Source organism: Weissella paramesenteroides ATCC 33313 (assembly GCF_000160575.1).
Lineage (GTDB): Bacteria > Bacillota > Bacilli > Lactobacillales > Lactobacillaceae > Weissella > Weissella paramesenteroides.
On sequence record NZ_GG697132.1, the window covers coordinates 130,800 to 149,766 of the forward strand.

The window sequence follows — 18,967 nt, forward strand, 5'->3', positions numbered from 1 at the left end:
TGTGATCCTTTCCTGTTAACTAATATGATGATGTCGTTACATGTTTAGGTTCATCTCGTCGACGTAATTTTTCTTGCTCTTGGTCGTATTGTTCTTGATAGTCATAAAGTGGTGTTGGATATTTACCATCAAAATAAGCAACACATAGGCTACCATTTGGTGCACCAGTATTTAATCCCACGGCTTTTATCAAACTTGGTACACTTAAAAATCCTAACGAATCCGCGCCAAATGTTTGCCGCATTTCTGCCAAGGTTTGATTCGCCGCAATCAATTCACTGGCGTGTTGAATATCAATCCCATAGAAACATGGGTATTTTAGTGCTGGCGAAGCTATCCGCAAGTGGACTTCCGCTGCCCCCGCATCTTTTAATAACTTCACAATGCGTCGACTAGTCGTGCCACGTACAATGGAATCATCAACCAAAACCACTCGTTTTCCAGCCACAACCCCCTTAACAGCTGAGAGCTTCATATTCACACCTTGTTCACGTAATTTTTGAGTTGGCTGAATAAATGTGCGGGCAGAATACTGATTTTTAATCAAGCCCATCTCATAAGGTAACCCTGACTCCTGGGCATAACCCATGGCTGCCGATAAAGAAGAGTTGGGCACACCGGTTACCAAGTCGGCTTCAACGGGCTGTTCCTTGGCTAATAATGCCCCCATACGCTTACGAGCAGAATGAACATTTACACCATAAATATCTGAATCTGGGCGGGCAAAATAAATAAATTCCATTGAACAAATTGCTAATTGCGTGTCTGTTGTGTAAGCAGAAATTGATAATCCCGACTCATCAATTCGCAATAATTGACCAGGCTGCACATCACAGAAAAAAGTTGCGCCAACAGCATCTAATGCGCAGGTTTCACTACAAACTACAAAGCCACCATTCGGCAATTTACCCACGACCAGTGGTCGAAAACCATTTGGATCAAGAGCGGCATACAGACGATCCTTCGTCAATAATAAATAAGCAAAACCACCTTTAATCGTCCGCAAAGCATCCTTAACCTGTTCATCTAACGTTGTTGCTTTACTCAATCGGATAAGATGCATTAAATTCTCTGAATCTGAACTTGAATGATATATCGCACCTCGATCTTCTAAGTTTTTCCGAATGGTCTCTGCATTTGTCAAATTACCATTGTGAGCAAGGGCAAACTGTGTGTCACTAAAATTGAAAGGTAATGGTTGAATATTTTCTAGTAAATTACTACCGGCCGTTGAATAACGAACATGTCCTATCGCTGCTTGTCCTTGCAGTTGTTCAAGATCTGCCGCATTGAATACATCGTTAAGCAAACCTAAACCACGTTTCGTTCTAAGTTGCCCGTCATCATTAATCGTGATGCCTGCGCCTTCTTGGCCACGATGTTGCAATGCAAATAAACCAGTATAGGTTAAAAATGCTGCGTCTGGCGTGCCCCAGACGCCAAAGACACCACATTCCTCATTCAAATGACTTAATTCAGACTGCATGGCAAAGCCCCTTTCCAAATATCCAATGCTTCAGTAACTGATAAATCAAAGGCACCATCTTGTGCTTTGACTTGCAAATGAGCATCATCAGTCACGCGACCCAAATACGTTGCATGTGCACCAACCAATTGCTTGAATGCCACTTGATTTTCAGGACTCACAGAAACAACAAAACGTGATTGTGTTTCAGCGAAAAACTGACTAACTGACAATTTACTAGTCAAGTCAACACCTAACCGATTACCAAATGTTGCTTCTGCAATCGCAACAATTAAGCCACCTTCTGAAACATCATGTGCACTTTGCAAAAGCTTATTTTGAATTGCTTGCGTCACAAAATTTTGTATTTTAACTTCATAATCCAAGTCAAAATCAAATAATTGACCTGAAATTTCACCGGTCTGCAATTTCTGAATCTCAGAACCATTAAAATCCTGATGTGTTTGACCAATGACATAAACGAAATCACCAGCTTGTTTGAAATCCTGAGTGGTAATGTGTTCGAGTCCTTGAATCAAACCAACCATCCCCACCATTGGGGTTGGGTAAATTGGCACATCATCAAACTCATTGTTCAAAGAAACATTCCCAGAGATAACTGGTGTGGCAAACTTTTCACACGCCTCACTCATCCCTTGTACTGCTTGGTCTAATTCATAAAATTGTTCTGGCTTCTCTGGATTACCAAAATTCAAACAATCCGTGATACCCAGTGGTATCGCTCCAGAAGCCACAATATTTCTTGCCGCCTCTGCCACAGCCATCTGACCACCAATTCGTGGATTTAGATATAGATAGCGGCCGTTAACATCTGTTGTCATAGCTAGTGCTTTATCATGATGACGAATTCTAACAACCGCTGCATCAGAACCAGGCTTTACTAGCGTGTTCGTTTGAACTTGTGAATCATAAGTTTCATAAACACTTTCCTTTGAAGCAATTGTTAACTGGGCTAACATTTGCTTTAAAACTTCAGTAGCTGAAGAAATTTCTGGCACGAACTGTTGCTTACTAGCTTGCTCGATTCTTGCTGGCACCTTACTTTCACGATGATAGACCGGTGCTTGTGATGCAAGTGCATCAACTGGCACATCAGCAACAACTTGGCCATGATGCACTAGTTGGTAACTATCATTATCAGTTACATGACCAATCACAACTGCTTCCACACCATATTCGTCAAATACCGCTAATACTTCATCTTCACGACCACTCTTGACGCATAACAGCATCCGTTCTTGTGATTCTGATAGCATCATTTCAAAAGGTGTCATATTAGTCTCACGTTGGGGCACTAAATCCAAATCTAAAACCATACCATTGCCACCAGCTTTTGAACCCATTTCTGCCGAAGAAGATACCAAACCGGCAGCACCCATGTCTTGCATACCAACCAAAGCATCTGCATGATGCTCACTGATTTCTAAACATGCTTCCATGACTAATTTTTCAGTAAAAGGATCACCAACTTGAACAGCAGACCGTTGACTCTCATGTTCAGAATCAAATTGCGCCGATGCAAACGATGCACCATTGATGCCATCACGACCGGTTTTAGCACCAACATAAATAATACTGTTACCAACACCTGCTGCTGCACCAACTTGAATGTTTTCCAAATCCATGAGGCCAACAGACATCACATTGACCAGCGGATTATGGTCATAAGCATCATCAAACGCCATATCGCCACCTACCGTTGGAACACCAATACAATTACCATATGCACTGATACCAGCGACAACTTGTGAAATTAAATAGCGATCTGCTGCAGTACGGGGCGTCCCAAAGCGCAAACTATCTAAACTCGCAATTGGACGAGCACCCATTGAAAAAATATCACGTAAAATACCACCAACTCCAGTCGTTGCTCCTTGAAACGGTTCAACCGCTGATGGATGATTATGGCTTTCAGCTTTAAAAACTACCCCTTGACCATCACCGATATCAATAATACCGGCACCTTCACCTGGCCCCTTTACAACACGAGGACCAGTGGTAAAGAATTTTTTTAAAACTGGTTTTGAATTTTTGTATGAACAGTGTTCACTCCACATACCTGAAAATAATCCGACTTCAGTATAATTTGGCAAACGCCCTAGAATGTCATTTTTAATTAATTGATATTCATCATCCGATAGTCCCAATGACCGATAAAGCTTTTGTTCTTCAATATCTGCGGGTGAAATTTCTGCTGTTTGAACACCAACACTACTCATAGCTAACTACCTCATGTTTCTTAACAAAGTTAATTATCGATGCAAATAATTGGACACCATCATCTGATCCCAATATTTTTTCAACTGCTCGTTCTGGATGTGGCATCATGCCCAACACATTGCCCTCACTATTAGTAACACCAGCAATGTCACCCAAACTACCATTGGGGTTATTTTGATACCTAAAAACGATTTGATGATTTGCTTCTAACGTTTTAAGCGTCTCAGTATCACAATAATAATTACCTTCACCGTGCGCAATTGGTAACGTGATCACTGCGCCAGTTTCGTATAGGGATGAAAAAGGTGTTTGATTATTTGCAACAACTAACTGTTGGTCTCGGCACACAAATTTGGCAACTGTATTTTTTTGCAAGGTACCTGGTAAAAGACCTGCTTCTGTAAGAATTTGAAAACCATTGCAGATACCAATAACTGGTTTCCCACTTTTCGCAAATTGTTGTAACGCTGGAATAATTGGTGCAAAGCGTGCAATCGCACCACTACGTAAATAGTCGCCATAAGAAAAGCCACCCGGCACAATCACTGCATCAAAATCAATTAACGAATCTGCTTCATAAGAAACCAGTTCCGCTTCTTCATGAAGCACATCCGAAACCGCATAATAGGCATCTAACTCGCAATTAGATCCAGGAAATGCTAAAACCGCAAATCTCATTGTATTGCCTCCGAATCGCTAATTTCATAGCGATAGTTCTCCATGTTAAAATTTGCTAACATCCGATCACAAATTTCATTGACTTCATGTTCAATCTTGTCATGACTCAGTTGATCAGCAAATGTTAATTCAAAGGTCTTACCCACTTTTAAATCAATAATATCGTCATAACCAAGGCGACCTAATGCTTGTTTAATCGCCTCAGCCTCTGGATTTAAAATTGATTCTTTATAATTTACAAAAACTTTAACGACTGTCATTTTAGATTTCCTCCGCGTGCTGTAAGCGTTGCAAAATTTCTTCATAGACTGGCACCATTTCGCCTAATCCTTTACGGAATATGTCCTTATCTAGTGACTCTTTTGTTTTCATATCAACTAAACGACAATTATCAGGTGACAACTCATCTGCTAAAATAACATCCCCGGCTTTTGTTAGCCCAAATTCAAGTTTAAAATCCACCAATTGTACATTCATTTTGGCAAAAATTTGAATCAAGTGTTGGTTAACTTGTCGTGCGAGTTTACGAATCTCTGCAATTTGATCGTTTGTTGCAATACCCAATGCTAAAGCATCATCATCATTCAAAAAAGGATCATCTAATGCATCGCTTTTATAGAAAAATTCAATGACTGGTTGTTCAAATTTTTGCAAATAATCGACCTGATAACGTTTTACAAAACTACCAGATGCATAATTACGAACAACGGTTTCCAAAGGGATAATCTGAACACGCTGTACTAATTGATCAGTAGGACCTAATTGCTTTATGAAGTGATTTTCTATACCTTGCTGGCGTAAATCAGTAAATAATTGTGATGAAATGGCACAATTTGTTTTACCCTTATCTTTCATCTGTACTTTACGCTTGCCATTTAAAGCAGTTACTTGGTCCATGTAATGTACCCACAAAATTTCCGGATCATTCGTCGTGTACATTTCTTTTGCTTTTCCTTGATATAACAAGTCTTGTTTCTCTATATCTGCCAGTTCAGTCATTGTTAATTTTCTCCCTTTAACATAGCGGTCATTTCGAGCAGTTCGTCAATATCATCACCTACGACGGTAATATGGCCAAGTTTTCTTTGTGGTCTAATTTCAGCCTTACCATAATCATGGAAATGCCACTCCGGATGATCGTTTAGTAATTCCCGCGCCAACGTTAAGTCAGTTCCTAATAAATTACGCATCACCGCTGGATGTTCTTGACTAATTACAGGTATTGGCAAACCACAAATACTTCGAATATGTGCCTCAAATTGTGAGATGTTACATGCTTCAATCGTATAGTGACCTGAATTATGTGGTCGCGGAGCCAATTCATTAACAACCAATTCATGATCATTAATAACAAAAAATTCAATACCTAAAACACCATAGAGATCCAGCTTTTCAGCAATTTTTTCAGCATAATTTTTTGCTTTCTGGCGTAATACTTCAGAAAATTGATTGGCTGCAATCGTTGTATGTAAAATGTGATTTTTGTGTTGATTCGTTACTAACGGAAAAGTATAAGTTTTTTGATGTAAATCTCGCGTCACCATAATCGAGGCTTCTGCTTGAAAATTCTGACGGGCTTCTAGGATACATGGCGCTTGATCATACAATTGCTTAGCAATAATCAAGTCTGCAGAACTATTAATATCAAGCTGACCATGGCCATCATAACCACCACTAACTGTTTTTAAAAGCGCTGGATAACCAATTTTCGCAATAGCTGTTTGTAACGATGCTTCATCAGTAACCGCTGCAAATTCTGTTACTGGCACCTGGGCATCTCTTAAAAAAGTTTTTTCTCGCAAACGTTGCCCGGTAATATGCAGTAAATTAACTCCTTGAGGTAAGGCCGCATATGCCGCAGCTTTTTTTAAAGTTTCTTCGGCAACATTTTCAAATTCATAAGTTAAAACAGCACTACGATGTGCTAATTCCAATAACGCGGCTTCATCATCATAAGCTGCTTGTATTTGAAAATCAGCAACCTGGGCAGCCGGTGCATCTGGTGTAGGATCTAAGATACCAACTTTATAACCCATACTTTTAGCACTTAACGTCATCATTTGACCTAATTGTCCACCACCGACAATACCAATTGTAGCTGGCGGTAAAATCGTTTTAATCAAAACGCGCCTCGCTTTCGATAGATTCTTGACGTTGCATCTGTTTGAATGCAACTAATTTTTCTTGCATATCTAATTGTGTGACCGCCAAAATCTGCGCCGCTAGAATAGCCGCATTTTTAGCCCCCGCTTCACCGATACTAACTGTTGCTACTGGTGCTCCTGCTGGCATTTGAACAATTGAAAGTAATGAATCGACACCATTCAATGTTCGTGTTTTAATCGGAACCCCAATCACCGGTAAGGTTGTATTCGCTGCAATCATCCCTGGCAAATGTGCTGCACCGCCAGCACCTGCGATAATTACTTTGTATCCTTGCATGCGAGCATTTTGACCAAATTCCTGTAATTCATTAGGCATACGATGAGCTGATATAACATGTTTTTCGTATGATATACCTAGGTTTTCAAGTTGTTCACATGTTAATTTCATCGTTGACCAATCTGAAATCGATCCCATCAAGACTGCAACTTCATTTGTCACCATTATTCCTCACTTTTTCAATCCATCGTTAATACGCCTATTTTTCACTTTCATAATACTTAACTTTATCATTTAAGTCAATGACTATAATTCGTGTTTATTTTGAAAAAAAAGCTATAAACAGTTTGATTTTTTAATAAAGTTCGTGTTTTTTGTTATTAGTCACTTTTAGCATTAGATTGGGAATTAGCTACAAAAAAATCGGCAAAATGCTGGTTTAATACCAGCATTTTACCGATGCCTTGATGATAAATTTTTTTATTTAAATTCATCATTTATTATCTGAAATTTTTTGGTGTATATTTAATGTCGCCACTGCTGTATCTACTAAATGCTCAATCTGATCTTCATTGGCATCACCTGGATACTTTGTTTGCAGTTCATCCTCATAAGTATCCAAGTATGAATCTTCAAATGCATCTACAGCATCTTCAACAGATGCCGTCTTAATCAAGCCGTCCTTTTGTTCTGCAATAAACTTATCAAGGTCATTACTAACACGCTTTGTGACTTCTGCTTGCGCTGGCAAAGATACAGCCTGACTACTTTCTGTATCATTGCTCTGGCTGCTGACAGAACTTTGACTCTGTTTTAGTGAACTGGCTCTTGAATCACGATAACTTGACTCATATTTATCTTCAGCTCTATCTGTCTGATAATCTGAAACAAAATGAACCCCTAATCCCCCTAAAACAATACCTAATACAAATACAATGATATACATGATTACTTTTTTCATATATCCCTCCCTTGTACTTGTATTGTAACGGATATCATTGATCAAAGCGACTAATAAAAACAGACCGCCACATCATGTGACAGTCTGTTTTGTACGTTATTAGTCTTCTGCAACGAATGGCAAAAGACCCATGATACGAGCACGCTTAATAGCAGTCGTAACTTTACGTTGGTTCTTTGCTGAAGTTCCAGTCACACGACGAGGCAAAATCTTACCACGTTCTGAGATGAAACGTTCCAATAATTCAGTATCTTTGTAATCCACATATTCAATGTGGTTGGCTGCGATAAAGTCAACCTTACGACGGCGACGAGGTCCGCCACCACGACGTTGTTGTGCCATGATTAAATTCCTCCTGATAGAATAATGTCGTTAGACAATGTTGTTTTGTTAATAATTTAGAATGGTAGGTCATCATCAGAGATATCAATCTCTTGACCACCACCGAAAGGATCATTTGATGATTGTGAATTAGCTGAACCACCATTAAACACATTACCACTAGATGCTGGTGCACCAAATGGGTTTTGTGATGATGAGGAATTAAAGTTTCCTTGGCTACGTTGCTGTCCACCACCAAAATTATTCGTATTATTTGAACCACTCTGAGAACGGCGTGCTTCACTTTCAGCACGACTTTCTAACAATGAGAAGTTATCAACGACGACTTCCGTGACATAAACACGTTGCCCTTGTTGATTTTCATAATTACGAGTTTGAATACGGCCTTCAATACCAACTAACGAACCTTTTGATGTAAAATTAGCAAAATTTTCTGCTGACTTACGCCAAATGACAGCATTAATAAAATCAGTATCACGCTCACCGTTAGCATTTGTAAATTGTCGATTAACGGCAATTGTAAATGAACCAACAGCAGCACCAGAAGTCGTATAACGTAATTCAACATCACGTGTCAAACGACCAACCAGAACAACACGATTTATCATATGGAAAGCCTCCTTTCAAGGTCCTCAGACCTAGCCACTAAATTTATTAAATTAAAGTAACTTATAAAAATTACTCAGCTGATGCTAATTCGCGCTTTACAACCATGTGACGCAAGATGTCTTCTGAAATCTTAGCCAAACGATCAAATTCGTTAATAGCTGCGTCATCTTCTGCAGTAAAGTTAACGATGTGGTAAAGACCCTCACGGTAACCTGCAATTTCATAAGTAAAACGACGTGATGACCAGTCCTTTGACTCAACCACCGTAGCACCATTATCTGACAACACTTTGTCAAAACGCTCAACCAATGCTTTCTTAGCGTCAGCATTCATGTCAGGGCGAATAATGTATGTTAATTCGTATGCCATTATATATTCCTCCTTTTGGTCTATGGCCGACTACCTGCCGGCAAGGAGAGCTATCAATTACTGATAACTCACAAACACTTATATTACACGATAATAAGGCATTTGGCAAGCCTTAACTATTGATTGTTATGATAATATCTGCAATGTATAGTTCATAAATCGCTCTAAATAAAATGGTTCATCCACTTCAACGGCGACATAGTTATTTTTATGTGGATCACGCAAACGACTCGGATCACCAATCGTGCGACCATCATTGACATCAACCATCATATTCAATGGTAATAATGTCACCAAATTTGGATCGACTGCCACACCAACAGCCAATGGATCATGTAATGCAGCACCAGCATGATTAATATCTAAATTATCATAGGCATCGATATAATAATCGAAAATATCAGCAAACACACGCCCTTGGCGCGTACCTAAGTCACGCCATTGTTGCGTTTCTTTCTTCGTTAGTAACGTTTGTAACGTCACATCCAAACCAACCATTACGAGATGTTTTGCATGTTTGAAAACATAGTCAGCCGCTGCAGGATCTTGATTAATATTTGCTTCAGTGTATGGTGTTACATTGCCTGGAACCGTTAATGCACCACCCATTAAAGTGATGTTTCCAATCAAATCAGCTATTTGGGCATCCTTTTGAAAGGCTGCTGCCAAGTTAGTTAGTGGACCAGTCGGTACCACAATTAAATCTTCAGCGTACTGGTGGGCAGATGCAATTAAAAAATCAACTGCTGTCGTTGTTTCTGGCGTTGCCTTAGGATCAGGTAAGATAACATCCCCAATAGCATTTTTACCATGGATATCCATTGATACCTGCATGGTTTCAAAGCTATCAGTTGTTGATGAATGAGCTGCCCCAACAAAAACGGGTACATGCTGCTCGTCTAAGAGCTCTAATAATTTCAATGTGTTTTGCGCAGCAGTCTCAACTTGAGTATTTCCAAATGAAGACACCACACCAATCAAATCAGCATCGGGAGTTGCCAGTGCATACGCTAATGCTAATGCATCATCAACACCAGTATCCAAGTCTAAAATCATCTTTTTTTTGGCCATTTTTTTATCCTCTTATAAAAAAACGCTGCTCTAAGCTTTGCTAGAACAACGACTTATTTTTCTTGCTTAATCAGCTGTACGGTGAAAACGGGTTTTGAACAATGGTGAAACCGCTTTGTTCTCATTGATCCGCTTAATTGCTTCAGCAATCAATTCTGCAGTTGAAACTTGTACCAACTTTGGGAACTTCTTTTCTTCTGGCAAATTAATTGAGTCTGTCACAATAACTTTCTCAAATACAGAATTTTGTAGATTTTCAACAGCTTTACCTGAAAAGACCGCATGTGTTGCAACAACATACACTTCGGAAGCCCCTTCGTCTTTCAACTTTTGTGCTCCTTGCGTGATTGTACCACCAGTATCGATCATATCATCGATCATGATGGCCCGCTTTCCTTTAACATCACCAATAATGTTCATAATTTGTGCAACATTAGCCTTTGGACGGCGCTTGTCAATAATGGCAATTGGCTCATGTGATCCCAATAATTCTGCCAGAGCACGTGCACGAGTAACACCACCATGGTCAGGAGATACAACAACTGTATTATCATCTGCAATACCTGTTGTGATCAAGTAGTCGGCCAATAGTGGTGCCCCCATCATGTGATCAACTGGAATATCAAAGAATCCTTGGATCTGTGATGCATGCAAATCAAGTGCTAATACTCGCGTTGCACCGACCATTTCAAGCATGTTAGCGACCAATTTTGCTGAAATTGGTTCGCGAGAACGTGCCTTACGATCTTGGCGTGCATAGCCATAGTAAGGCATTACAATGTTAATTGAACGTGCACTTGCTCGACGCAATGCATCAATCATAATTAGCAGTTCCATCAGACTGTCATTAACCGGTGCTGATGTTGGTTGGATAACATATACGTTATCCCCACGAACGGATTCTTCAATATTAATTTGAATCTCGCCGTCACTAAACCGAGCGATATTTATTTTCGATAGTTCCACACCAATAGCGGCAGCAATCTTTTCCGCTAATGGGCGATTGCTACTCAATGAAAATATTTTCAAATGTGGATCCGAATAAGTTGCCATGCTTTCCTCCATAGACACATTCACGTGCGTATTCAAGTCTTTAATAATCCCATTGTACAGTTTTTCAATGTATTCTTCAATCTATTATTGACCAAGCGGTGTAACAGACAAACCAATTCGATGACTATTTATTAAATTTTTTAAACAAAGGTGTCCGCTGCCAAAAATCAGGTTTAACTGTTTGACGTGCACGAGCAATTCCCATTGCATGTTCAGGTACATCATCGGTAATGATTGAGCCGGCTGCTACAAAAGACTCATCCGCAATTTCTACTGGACTAATAATTTTAGATCCAGATCCAATAAAGGCCCGATCACCAACATTTGAATGCCACTTATTCATGCCATCATAGTTAACAAATACCGTACCAGCACCAATATTAACATCAGTGCCAATCGTCGCATCCCCTAGGTAAGACAAGTGCCCCATTTTTGAACGAGCCCCTAATGTTGCCTTTTTAACCTCAACAAAGTTACCCGCATGTGCTTCTCGATCCAAGAATGCTGCTGGACGTAGATGGGCGAATGGTCCAACCGTTGCTGCCTCACGTACTTCGGCTTCTTCCAGATGACTAGCATCGATTTGAGCATCATCAGCAACAATAGAATCAACAATCGTCGACCCTGATGTCACCACAACACGACGGCCGATTTTGGTTTGCCCTTTTAGATAAACATTTGGTTCAATCAAGGTATCTGCGCCAATTTGCACATCCACATCAATATAAGTATTGGCTGGATCAATCAGAGTAACACCAGCTCGCATATGGGCTTCGTTAATTCGTTGGCGCATAATTTGATTTGCTTTGGCTAATGCAACGCGATCATTTACCCCCATTGACTCACCAAAATCACTAATTTGAAAGGCACCAACAGTTTGACCAGACTCACGCAAAATTTCTAATGTGTCTGGGAGGTAATATTCCCCTTGGGCATTGTCATTTGTGACATGTTGCAAGCTTTCAAATAGTAGTTGATTATCAAAAACATAGACACCAGTATTAACTTCGTCGACCTTTTTCTCATCATCATTAGCGTCTTTTTGCTCAACAATTCGTAATACATTACCTTGTTCGTCACGAATAATGCGACCATAACCAGTTGGATCTGGTGCTTTTGCCGTCAACACCGTGACAGCGTTGTTAGATTGCTCATGATAATTAAATAAATCTTGATAAGTAGTTGCTGTAAACATTGGGGCATCACCTGAAGCAATCAGCGTCATGCCCTGTTCAGCCGCTAATAAAGGTGCAGCCATTTGAATCGCATGACCTGTCCCCAATTGCTGAGTTTGTACTGCAAATTCAGAAGAATCACCTAAAGCGTCTTTCACCTGTTCAGCACCATTACCGATGATGGTAACAGTTTTAGCAACACCTGCTTGTTTTACCGTATCCACCACCAACTGCACCATTGGCTTACCACCAACTTTATGCAGCACCTTTGGTAAATCAGACTTCATTCGTGTCCCTTTTCCTGCTGCTAAAACAATGACAAATCTTTGCATGACTTCCACCTTAATCTAATACTATTTACTTTCTAATTCTTCTTCAAATTTGGCATAAATTTCATCTGCATAATTTCCAGATGTGACGTTAATAATGCCGTCATCCTTATTGGTATCAACATGAATTAATGATGTATATTCATCAATCACCCGATGCTCAACCCGGCCTTCAGCAACAACGGCAGCGCCAACAACTTGACCCTCGAATTCCTTAACCAAAGAGGCCATCCCACGAATCGTTCCACCGGCTTTCATAAAATCATCAACGATCAAAACTCGTGAGCCCATTGGCAAAGAACGTCGAGACAATTCAAGCTTTTCTAAACGTTGTGATTGACCGGTTACATAATTAACGGACATCGTAGGTCCTTCGGTAACTTTTGTATCATTACGTACAATCACAAATGGCACATTTAATTGCTCAGCAACCGCTTGTGCAACCGGCACTCCCTTTGTTGCCGCTGTCATCACGGCATCAATTGGCTCACGCAAATATTGCGTTGCAATCAAACGACCAATGCGTTGCAAGAACCATGGTTGACCTAAAATATCTGAAAGATAGACGTAACCACCAGGTAAGACCCGGGTTTCATCATCGATAGCATTAACTAAAGAATCCACAAACTCCTTAGCATCAGCTTTTGTCATGTATGGTGTAAACCGGGCACCACCAGCAGCACCAGGAATGGTCTCCAAAAGACCAATACCACGTTCACGGAAAGTCCGCTTTAAAATAGTCAAGTCTTCCGAAATCGATGACTTGGCACTTTCATATTCTTCAGCAAAATGTGTTAATGAGACTAGAGTACGTGGTCGTTCTAATAGATAACGTGTCATATCTACTAAACGATCGCTTCGACGTGTTTTCATATTTTTATAACCTCGAACGTTCGGCAATTTTTAATTTAACACTAGTATTATAACATATTCGTTCATTTTCAGTTTTAAAACACTGATTAAATCCGAAATCAAAGGGCGTTTCCTTTAAAAAAAATAAATTTTTTCGGACGTTCGTGTTTTGTAACTTTATTGCCAGATAATATCTTGGTCCACCTGATCAACCGTTGCATGTAATGCTAACTCATTTATTTCAGGATTATCAAAAACGGGTAACATTTCTGCAAATGTGTTAGGCAACTCAAATTGACCATTCAATAATTGTTCGCGTGTTGTCCAAAATATTTCACCTTCACGCCCAGTTTGAATTTGACCATGATACTGATTTGTTTTATATAAAAAGACAATATAGCGAGCCCCATTTTCTAATGGCCACTCTTTAATACCAACCATCTTCAGTTCTTCAATGATTAGACCAGTTTCTTCATATGCTTCGCGATAGACTGATTGCGTCACCGTTTCCCCAACTTCTACATGTCCACCAGGGAAGGTCACTCCTGGCCATGTTGGATTCCGTCGATTCTCAACCAAGATTTCATTCGTTTCAGGATTTTCAATCATAATCATATTAGTCAATTCAATTGGTGTATATCTGGACATAATCGCTCCTTATTTTCTTTAAAATACCGTGATCACAAACTGAAAAAGCCATCAATCCACCGATTTGAAGTCAGTAGATTGATGACCTTAAACGTGTTCCAAAAGACTGAAACCGTCTTTTGTCTCAATCTCGGAGGATCAACAGCTTATTTAGTTTTACAAAACAAGTTTAACCCTTAAAAATCCACTCGTTACCATCTTTAGCTAGCAATTCATCAGCTGCAACTGGTCCCATTGAGCCTGAAACATAGTTAGGGAATGATTCTTTCTTTGCATCCCAAGCAGCTTGAATAGCATCAACGAAGCGCCAAGCAGTTCCAACACCATTCCAATCAGCGAAGTTTGAACCATCACCGTTCATCGCATCATGAATCATACGCTCATATGGTTCAGGTGTGACGGCCTTGTCTTCATCAGAAACTTGCCAATCCAAATCAATGGTACGTGTTGCGAATGATGATGTAATGTCTTTGGCGTTAATTTTAAACTCAATACCACCCTTAGGATCAATCAAAATTGATAGAACTGGGTTGTCTAGTGAGACCCCTTCGCCAAAGATGTTCAAGCCTTTCTTAAAGACCACATCAACACGGGTTGACTTTGCAGCTAGGCGCTTACCTGAACGAATATAGAATGGTACGCCTTCCCAACGTGGCATATCAAATTGCAACTTACCAGCTACATAAGTATTATTTTGTGAATCTGCTGGTACATCTAATTCATCCAAATATTTCTTTTGTGAACCATCTGCTGATTCACCGTATTGACCACGTACAAAGTTAGCAGCTACTTCTTCTGGTGTATTGTAAATCTTCAAAGAATTAAAAGCTGCATTCTTAGCAGCTCGAATTTCTTTATCCGTAAATGATGCTGGCTTTTCCATGGCTAACCAACCAATAACTTGCATCGTGTGATTTTGAATCATATCACGTAATGCACCTGCTGTATCATAATATCCAGCACGTTCCTCAACACCCAAAACTTCTGACAAAGTAACTTGAATGTTTTCGATATAATCTTTGTTCCAAGCAGCATCAAATAGTGGGTTTCCAAAACGAACAGCTGCAATATTTTGCACCATCTCCTTACCAAGATAGTGATCAATACGATAAATTTGGTTTTCATCAAATGCTTCTGATAGTTCATTTTGAAGCGCTTCGGCTGTATCATATGATGAACCAAATGGTTTTTCAATCATCAAACGGTTAAATTCACCGTTCTCAGTTAGCAAATTCTCTGACTTCAAATACTTTGCTACTGTGCCAAAGAAGCGTGGTGCAACTGACATATAGAAAATACGGTTGCCCTTCAAACTATACTTGGCATCCAATTCATTATTTAATGAAAGCATATTTGCATAGCCCGCTTGATCTGTAATGTCTAACTGAATGTAGTAAAAGTGTGAAATAAATTCTTCAGCATTAGCTTGATCTTCAATAAAGTCAGCAATAGATGTGCGAACTAGTTCACGGAATTCATCTGTTGTTAACTCCTGACGAGCAGTTCCAATAATCGCAAAATGTTCTTGTAAGAAACCTTTCTTAAAAAGGTTATAGGTAGATGGATATAGCTTACGTTTTGCTAAATCTCCAGTCCCACCAAAAAACGTCAACAATGTTGTAATTTCTTTAGGCACGATGAATGCTCCTTTACTAGTTAGTTCTTAAAAACAATTTCTTTAAGTTCATCATTTCATTCACAAGTAATTATAAACTTTTTTTCATATTTTTTCTATAAAAATGTAAATCGCTTACAATTTTAAATTTCACCAAAAAATTGTGTCGCTTTGATCGCATTACGCCAGCCTTGGCGCAAATGTTGTCGTTGTTCCTCAGCCAAGCTTGGCTTAAACTGGCGGCCTGCTTGGACATAACGTTGCAAATCAGATAAGTCTTGCCAATAACCAACTGCTAACCCTGCCAAGAAGGCAGCACCAAGTGGCGTTGCATCCTCATCTAATGATCGTTCAATTTCAACATGCGCAATATCTGCTTGGAACTGCATCAGGTATGGATTACGTGAAACAGAACCATCTGCTTTCATTGTGGCCAATTCATAGCCAGAATCTTTCTTCATTGTTGATAGGATGTCAGCTGTTTGATAGGCAATTGATTGCAAAGTTGCCTTCACAAAATCGGCCTTGTTTGTGCCTCTTGTCATGCCAAAAACAGTCCCCCGTGCATTAGGGTCCCAATAAGGAGCACCTAACCCATTAAAGGCAGGAATAACATAAATTTCATTTTGATTTGTAGACTCTTCCGCTAATGTCCAGGCATCTAACTGTGTTTCAATTAACCCTAGACGGTCATGTAACCATTGGATGGCTGTTCCAGCAGAGAAAATAGATCCTTCTAGTGCGTACACGGGTTTATCATCAACCTGATAAGCAATGGTCGTTACCAAACGATTATTTGACATCACTGGCTTTTCGCCCGTATTCATAATCATGAACGCCCCAGCACCATACGTATTTTTTACCATCCCTTTCTCAAGAGCTAGTTGTCCCACCATCGAAGCGTTTTGATCACCAATCACACTAGCAATCGGCACTTGACCACCAAAGAACGCCATTGGACTAGTTTGTCCGATGACTTCACTACTATTGTGAACTTCAGGTAACATACTTAAGGGAATGTTGAACATAGCTAATAATTCGTCATCCCAGGCTTGCGTGTGAATATTATATAGCATTGTGCGGGCAGCATTCGTCGCATCAGTTGCATGAACAGCACCATCTGTTAGCTGCCACGTTAACCACGTATCAACTGTTCCAAATACCAAATCACCATTTTCTGCAGCGGCTTGTGCCCCAGGTACTTTATCTAAAATCCAACGAATTTTGGTTGCCGAAAAATAAGCACTCACTGGTAATCCTGTTTTTTGGCGAATCAATTCCGTCTTTTTTGCATCATCGGCAATTTTCTGTGCAATATCCTGTGATTGCGTTGATGACCAACTAATTGCATTATAAATTGGTTGTCCTGTTTTACGATGCCAAATAATCGTCGTTTCACGCTGGTTTGCAATCCCCAACGCCTTAATTTCGTCCCCTCGAATACCAGCGTTGATCAATGCATCAGCAACAGCTGTTTGCGTGGCATGCCAAATATCTAACGGACGCTGCTCTAACCAACCAGTGCTGGGTACAACTGGCGTCATTGGAACCGCAACCGATGTCACCCGTCGTGCATTATGATTAAACACAATTGCTCGTGTACCAGTCGTTCCTTGATCAATTGCTAAAATATATTCTGGTTTCTTAATCGCCATTTTTTATTCCCCAATAATTCTGTATAGATTTGAAACTCATCTCCCTTAAGTATACCAATTCCCACAATTTATGCTAAACTTTTCTAAGGATAAAACAGATAAGCATGCGATTTCCACGCATAATACCATATACAAAAGGTACCCCTGAAAGTATATGGTGTCAAAATTTTTATTTGTACTAATTTACACAATCTATGGAGGATTTATGATAACTCAGTCGTCAACAGACGGCGATGTGCTCAAACCGCAGCACATCGAAATTAAAGCAATCGTTTTATACATAACAACATTTTTTCAATCTACTGGCGCCTCACTAATTTGGCCCATCACCACGCTGTATATGCATAACATACTGCATCAAAGCATGACCATATCTGGCATGGTCGTCATGGGCCTCTCAGTTACGATGATGATTGGTAATTGGTTAGGTGGCCGCCTTTTTGACCATTGGAGTCCTTATAAGGCCATGACCCTCTCTGTTGGTGTCGCATTAGCAACTTTGCTCATGCTCACATTTTGGCATAGTTGGCCAGTCTTCGCGATTTTTATGCTAATCCTTGGCTTTGCAGATGGGCTGATTTATACACTATTGAATGCCTACGCCGCAACCATTCAATCTGTCGATACGCGAAAAATTTTTAATTTTCAGTATTTATTCATGAATATCGGTGTCGTTGCTGGTACTGCAATTGTTGGCTTTCTTTTTGATTACGGTGTTAAATATGTATTTGGTGGCGCATCCACCATGTATCTAGTATTTTTTGCCTTAGTTGTTAAATATTTCAATATAAAAGGGTTAACCAAGCAAAGTGCGCGTGCTGCTGCACGTGCTGCCAAAAGCACATTCAAAACGCCAATTGTTATCTATGCCATTTTAGGTCTAGCCTTTGCTTTTTATATGTCATATATTTTATGGGAAACAGTGATTGCAACTCACATGACCGATTTGGGGATGACAACCAAAGATTATTCGTTCTTATGGACATTAAACGGTATTATCATCATTTTCGGCCAAGGTCTATTAAATCGTATCATTGTATACCTGCCATTACGATTGACTGTCTTAGGTGGCTCTACCTTGTTTGCCATATCCTTTTTAGTCTTAATTCAAGCAAAAACATATCCAATGTTTATTGCTAGTTTTATAATTTTAACCATTGGTGAAATTTTTGCTAGTCCTCAAATTCCGGCATGGATTGACAAACTTAGTGATCCAAATGCCAAAGGACATGCCCAAGGATTATTAACAATGATTGTTTCTTTAGGTCGAGCTATCGGCCCACTTTATGGCGGTTTGCTAATTGATAGTGGTTCTTATAAAATTCTCTTTGCATCAGTATTTGGTATCATGATATTTTTTGTCTGCTTAACTTTAATATTAAATACATTTCATTTAAAAAAGTAATTTAAAACGACTTTTGTCTCGTTTTCACATTTAAAAACCATCAGTCTACCAATTTGATTGGTAAGCTGATGGTCTTTTTAATCTAAAATAACTATTTATGACTTATACAACCGCTCA

Annotated in this window: 19 protein-coding genes; 1 reads left to right on the plus strand and 18 read right to left on the minus strand. The window is 39.6% G+C overall.

What is annotated here, in order from left to right; genetic code table 11:
• Positions 1–19 precede the first annotated feature (19 nt).
• The 18 genes from purF to glpK form a co-directional block, all read right to left on the minus strand.
• Complete coding sequence (purF, locus tag HMPREF0877_RS07535; protein WP_002828727.1) at positions 20–1,486, minus strand: amidophosphoribosyltransferase; 1,467 nt, start codon at positions 1,484–1,486, stop codon at positions 20–22.
• Positions 1,471–3,705 (minus strand): phosphoribosylformylglycinamidine synthase subunit PurL, encoded by a 2,235-nt coding sequence (gene purL, locus HMPREF0877_RS07540; protein ID WP_002828728.1) that lies wholly within the window; start codon positions 3,703–3,705, stop codon positions 1,471–1,473. The genes purF and purL overlap by 16 nt, the downstream gene beginning before the upstream one ends.
• Positions 3,698–4,384: a phosphoribosylformylglycinamidine synthase subunit PurQ gene (purQ, locus tag HMPREF0877_RS07545; RefSeq protein WP_002828729.1), complete on the minus strand. Its 687-nt coding sequence runs from the start codon at positions 4,382–4,384 to the stop codon at positions 3,698–3,700. Before purQ ends, purL begins: the two co-directional genes overlap by 8 nt.
• A complete protein-coding gene (gene purS / locus HMPREF0877_RS07550; protein ID WP_002828731.1) occupies positions 4,381–4,644 on the minus strand; it encodes a phosphoribosylformylglycinamidine synthase subunit PurS in 264 nt (87 codons plus the stop codon). The genes purQ and purS overlap by 4 nt, the downstream gene beginning before the upstream one ends.
• Before the next feature lies 1 nt (position 4,645).
• Positions 4,646–5,383: a phosphoribosylaminoimidazolesuccinocarboxamide synthase gene (gene purC / locus HMPREF0877_RS07555; protein WP_002828732.1), complete on the minus strand. Its 738-nt coding sequence runs from the start codon at positions 5,381–5,383 to the stop codon at positions 4,646–4,648.
• A 2-nt stretch (positions 5,384–5,385) separates the two neighbouring features.
• Positions 5,386–6,507, minus strand: a complete 1,122-nt coding sequence (purK, locus tag HMPREF0877_RS07560; protein WP_002828733.1) for a 5-(carboxyamino)imidazole ribonucleotide synthase — start codon at positions 6,505–6,507, stop codon at positions 5,386–5,388.
• Positions 6,500–6,991 (minus strand): 5-(carboxyamino)imidazole ribonucleotide mutase, encoded by a 492-nt coding sequence (gene purE, locus HMPREF0877_RS07565; protein ID WP_002828734.1) that lies wholly within the window; start codon positions 6,989–6,991, stop codon positions 6,500–6,502. Before purE ends, purK begins: the two co-directional genes overlap by 8 nt.
• Positions 6,992–7,259: 268 nt before the next feature.
• The gene (locus HMPREF0877_RS07570; protein WP_002828736.1) at positions 7,260–7,727 is read right to left on the minus strand and encodes a hypothetical protein; all 468 of its coding nucleotides are present in this window, start codon (positions 7,725–7,727) and stop codon (positions 7,260–7,262) included.
• Between the two features lie 99 nt (positions 7,728–7,826).
• Positions 7,827–8,069 (minus strand): 30S ribosomal protein S18, encoded by a 243-nt coding sequence (gene rpsR, locus HMPREF0877_RS07575; protein WP_002828737.1) that lies wholly within the window; start codon positions 8,067–8,069, stop codon positions 7,827–7,829.
• Positions 8,070–8,125: 56 nt separating this feature from the next.
• Entirely contained in the window at positions 8,126–8,677 is a 552-nt protein-coding gene (gene ssb / locus HMPREF0877_RS07580; RefSeq protein ID WP_002828738.1) for a single-stranded DNA-binding protein, read from the minus strand.
• A gap of 70 nt (positions 8,678–8,747) precedes the next feature.
• Positions 8,748–9,047 (minus strand): 30S ribosomal protein S6, encoded by a 300-nt coding sequence (gene rpsF / locus HMPREF0877_RS07585; RefSeq protein WP_002828739.1) that lies wholly within the window; start codon positions 9,045–9,047, stop codon positions 8,748–8,750.
• 126 nt (positions 9,048–9,173) lie between these two features.
• Positions 9,174–10,118: a nucleoside hydrolase gene (locus HMPREF0877_RS07590; protein ID WP_002828740.1), complete on the minus strand. Its 945-nt coding sequence runs from the start codon at positions 10,116–10,118 to the stop codon at positions 9,174–9,176.
• 66 nt (positions 10,119–10,184) lie between these two features.
• Complete coding sequence (locus HMPREF0877_RS07595; RefSeq protein WP_040760995.1) at positions 10,185–11,171, minus strand: ribose-phosphate diphosphokinase; 987 nt, start codon at positions 11,169–11,171, stop codon at positions 10,185–10,187.
• Between the two features lie 124 nt (positions 11,172–11,295).
• The gene (gene glmU / locus HMPREF0877_RS07600; protein WP_002828742.1) at positions 11,296–12,678 is read right to left on the minus strand and encodes a bifunctional UDP-N-acetylglucosamine diphosphorylase/glucosamine-1-phosphate N-acetyltransferase GlmU; all 1,383 of its coding nucleotides are present in this window, start codon (positions 12,676–12,678) and stop codon (positions 11,296–11,298) included.
• Positions 12,679–12,699: 21 nt separating this feature from the next.
• A complete protein-coding gene (gene purR, locus HMPREF0877_RS07605) occupies positions 12,700–13,548 on the minus strand; it encodes a pur operon repressor (protein WP_002828743.1) in 849 nt (282 codons plus the stop codon).
• Positions 13,549–13,704: 156 nt separating this feature from the next.
• Positions 13,705–14,175, minus strand: a complete 471-nt coding sequence (locus HMPREF0877_RS07610) for an 8-oxo-dGTP diphosphatase (RefSeq protein WP_002828744.1) — start codon at positions 14,173–14,175, stop codon at positions 13,705–13,707.
• Between the two features lie 169 nt (positions 14,176–14,344).
• On the minus strand, positions 14,345–15,811 hold the full coding sequence (gene zwf / locus HMPREF0877_RS07615; RefSeq protein WP_002828745.1) for a glucose-6-phosphate dehydrogenase: 1,467 nt from the start codon (positions 15,809–15,811) through the stop codon (positions 14,345–14,347).
• 122 nt (positions 15,812–15,933) lie between these two features.
• Positions 15,934–17,445 (minus strand): glycerol kinase GlpK, encoded by a 1,512-nt coding sequence (glpK, locus tag HMPREF0877_RS07620; RefSeq protein ID WP_002828746.1) that lies wholly within the window; start codon positions 17,443–17,445, stop codon positions 15,934–15,936.
• 205 nt (positions 17,446–17,650) lie between these two features.
• Between glpK and HMPREF0877_RS07625 the strand changes: the two genes are divergently transcribed.
• A complete protein-coding gene (locus tag HMPREF0877_RS07625; protein WP_040760997.1) occupies positions 17,651–18,850 on the plus strand; it encodes an MFS transporter in 1,200 nt (399 codons plus the stop codon).
• Positions 18,851–18,967 lie beyond the last annotated feature (117 nt).

What these genes read in the sequence shown, in the direction of transcription:
- purF (WP_002828727.1), bottom strand. Translation starts at nt 1,486, where the DNA reads ATGCAGTCTGAATTAAGTCATTTGAATGAGGAATGTGGTGTCTTTGGC.
- purC (WP_002828732.1), bottom strand. Translation starts at nt 5,383, where the DNA reads ATGACTGAACTGGCAGATATAGAGAAACAAGACTTGTTATATCAAGGA.
- glpK (WP_002828746.1), bottom strand. Translation starts at nt 17,445, where the DNA reads ATGGCGATTAAGAAACCAGAATATATTTTAGCAATTGATCAAGGAACG.
- purS (WP_002828731.1), bottom strand. Translation starts at nt 4,644, where the DNA reads ATGACAGTCGTTAAAGTTTTTGTAAATTATAAAGAATCAATTTTAAAT.
- HMPREF0877_RS07595 (WP_040760995.1), bottom strand. Translation starts at nt 11,171, where the DNA reads ATGGCAACTTATTCGGATCCACATTTGAAAATATTTTCATTGAGTAGC.
- purE (WP_002828734.1), bottom strand. Translation starts at nt 6,991, where the DNA reads ATGGTGACAAATGAAGTTGCAGTCTTGATGGGATCGATTTCAGATTGG.
- rpsR (WP_002828737.1), bottom strand. Translation starts at nt 8,069, where the DNA reads ATGGCACAACAACGTCGTGGTGGCGGACCTCGTCGCCGTCGTAAGGTT.
- HMPREF0877_RS07590 (WP_002828740.1), bottom strand. Translation starts at nt 10,118, where the DNA reads ATGGCCAAAAAAAAGATGATTTTAGACTTGGATACTGGTGTTGATGAT.
- purL (WP_002828728.1), bottom strand. Translation starts at nt 3,705, where the DNA reads ATGAGTAGTGTTGGTGTTCAAACAGCAGAAATTTCACCCGCAGATATT.
- HMPREF0877_RS07570 (WP_002828736.1), bottom strand. Translation starts at nt 7,727, where the DNA reads ATGAAAAAAGTAATCATGTATATCATTGTATTTGTATTAGGTATTGTT.
- ssb (WP_002828738.1), bottom strand. Translation starts at nt 8,677, where the DNA reads ATGATAAATCGTGTTGTTCTGGTTGGTCGTTTGACACGTGATGTTGAA.
- purQ (WP_002828729.1), bottom strand. Translation starts at nt 4,384, where the DNA reads ATGAGATTTGCGGTTTTAGCATTTCCTGGATCTAATTGCGAGTTAGAT.
- HMPREF0877_RS07610 (WP_002828744.1), bottom strand. Translation starts at nt 14,175, where the DNA reads ATGTCCAGATATACACCAATTGAATTGACTAATATGATTATGATTGAA.
- purR (WP_002828743.1), bottom strand. Translation starts at nt 13,548, where the DNA reads ATGAAAACACGTCGAAGCGATCGTTTAGTAGATATGACACGTTATCTA.
- glmU (WP_002828742.1), bottom strand. Translation starts at nt 12,678, where the DNA reads ATGCAAAGATTTGTCATTGTTTTAGCAGCAGGAAAAGGGACACGAATG.
- HMPREF0877_RS07625 (WP_040760997.1), top strand. Translation starts at nt 17,651, where the DNA reads ATGATAACTCAGTCGTCAACAGACGGCGATGTGCTCAAACCGCAGCAC.
- rpsF (WP_002828739.1), bottom strand. Translation starts at nt 9,047, where the DNA reads ATGGCATACGAATTAACATACATTATTCGCCCTGACATGAATGCTGAC.